Below are 1,774 nucleotides of genomic sequence, written 5' to 3'. Positions count from 1 at the left end.
AAGCCGGCAGGTCTTTCACGTGAGCCCAGGCTGGAACATCGATGAGCGGAGTGGCATGACCAACGGCGAAGTAGCATCGAGCGATCGGGACCCGCTTCTGCTCGCGGAGGTGCGTGAGTCCTTCGGGCGCGTGGCCTACAGCCATAAGACCCATGAGAAGCAAGCCGACATATGCTTCGTCAGACATCGGTGGCTGCAGGGCACTCTCATCACGCTCACCGCTGCTAGCTCCACTACTTTCCTGGTAACGGTGCTCGGCCTCTTCGGTAACTCTGTCGTGACGAGTCTGACCACCTCCTTCATCGCTCTGGCGGTCACTTGGATCACCCTCGGTGTTAAGACATTCAAGTTCGCGGATGAGGCGGACGACCATCGGAGGGCGGCCTCAGAGCTATGGGACGTCCGCGAGTCGTACATCTCCCTGATCGCGGACCTAATGTCGGGCACCGTGAGCCGTACCGAAGCCCGAGAACGGCGCACCGAACTCCAGGAGAAGGCTCGTACTGCGTACTCCGACGCGCCGAGGACCACCTCGAAGGCCTACACCCGCGCGCAGGACGCACTTAAGAACAAGGAGGAGCTGACGTTCACGTCCTACGAGATCGACTGCCTTCTCCCAGAAGCTCTTCGGCTCAACGAGAGGCAGGCATGAGCGTGAGGACATCGGAGATTTTCGGCATGCTGCTTCAGAACCTCAAGGTCGGCGATACGGCCAGCGCCGTGGCCTCCCGTCGGGACGAGATCACCAAGGCGCTCAACAAGGACTTCCGAAGCAAGGATGGCTGCACCGACTACCAGCTCATGGTCGGCTCCTTCGGACGTCATACAGCCATCAAGGGCGTGTCCGACCTTGACATGATCTTCATCCTTCCGCCGGACATCCGGTCCAACTACGACGGGGAAACGGGACCCCGGCGGATGCTAGAACGCGTCCGCGACGTCCTAACGGACCGGTATAAAACAACTTCCGTCAGGGTCGACCAGTGCGTCGTACGAGTTCAGTTCGTCTCCAACGCTTTCAAGTTCGAGGTCCAGCCGGCGTTCGCGAACGCCGACGGGAGCTTCGACTACCCGGACACGAAGGCTAAGGCCTGGAAGGTCACCAAGCCGCGCGAGGAGATCGCGGCGACCAAGGAGTGCAACGACCGGACCTCAACGAACATGCGGCACCTTGCCCGCCTGGCCCGGGCTTGGAAGAACCACAACGGGGTCAGCATGGGTGGGCTGCTCATTGACACCCTCGTGCACCGATTCTTCTCCCAAACCAGCAACTACGACTCGGCGGGCACCGGTTCCTTCGCCCTGATGGCCCGGGACTTCTTCGCGTTCCTCAAGGACGAGCCGGACAAGGAGTACTACCTCGCGCTTGGCAGCAATCAGCGCGTGAAGGTGAATGCCCGATTCCAGCCGAAGGCTGCGAAGGCGTACAACCGCTGCCTCGAGGCGATCGCAGATGAGGGAAAGGTGTCGGCCAACAAGAAGTGGCGTGAGGTCTTCGGCACCTCTGTCTCACTCGGGACTAGCGAGTCCGCGCGTTCGTTCGATAACACCGAGCAGTTCATCGAAGACCAGCACCCGGTGGACATCACTCATTCAGTGGCGATCGACTGCCAGGTCACACAGAACGGATTTCGTCGGTTTTCTCTGCGAGAGATGCTGCACTCCCATGCCCCGCTCATGGCGAACAAAGACCTCCGGTTCGAGGTCACGCACTGCACGGTCCCCCTCCCCTACGAGGTGAAGTGGAAGGTACTGAACCGCGGCCCTGAGGCCG

Annotated in this window: 2 protein-coding genes; both read left to right on the top strand. The window is 60.9% G+C overall.

The features are described 5' to 3' along the window. On the top strand, positions 1–652 hold a 652-nt coding region (locus MLY01S_RS11825; RefSeq protein ID WP_218000454.1), incomplete at its 5' end, for an SLATT domain-containing protein. Between the two features lie 26 nt (positions 653–678). Then, the coding region (locus tag MLY01S_RS11820) for an SMODS domain-containing nucleotidyltransferase (RefSeq protein WP_373279971.1) at positions 679–1,774 on the top strand (1,096 nt) is incomplete at its 3' end.

The organism is Micrococcus lylae NBRC 15355 (assembly GCF_001570885.1).
Classification (GTDB): domain Bacteria; phylum Actinomycetota; class Actinomycetes; order Actinomycetales; family Micrococcaceae; genus Micrococcus; species Micrococcus lylae.
This window is presented reverse-complemented; position numbering and strand designations above follow the sequence as displayed.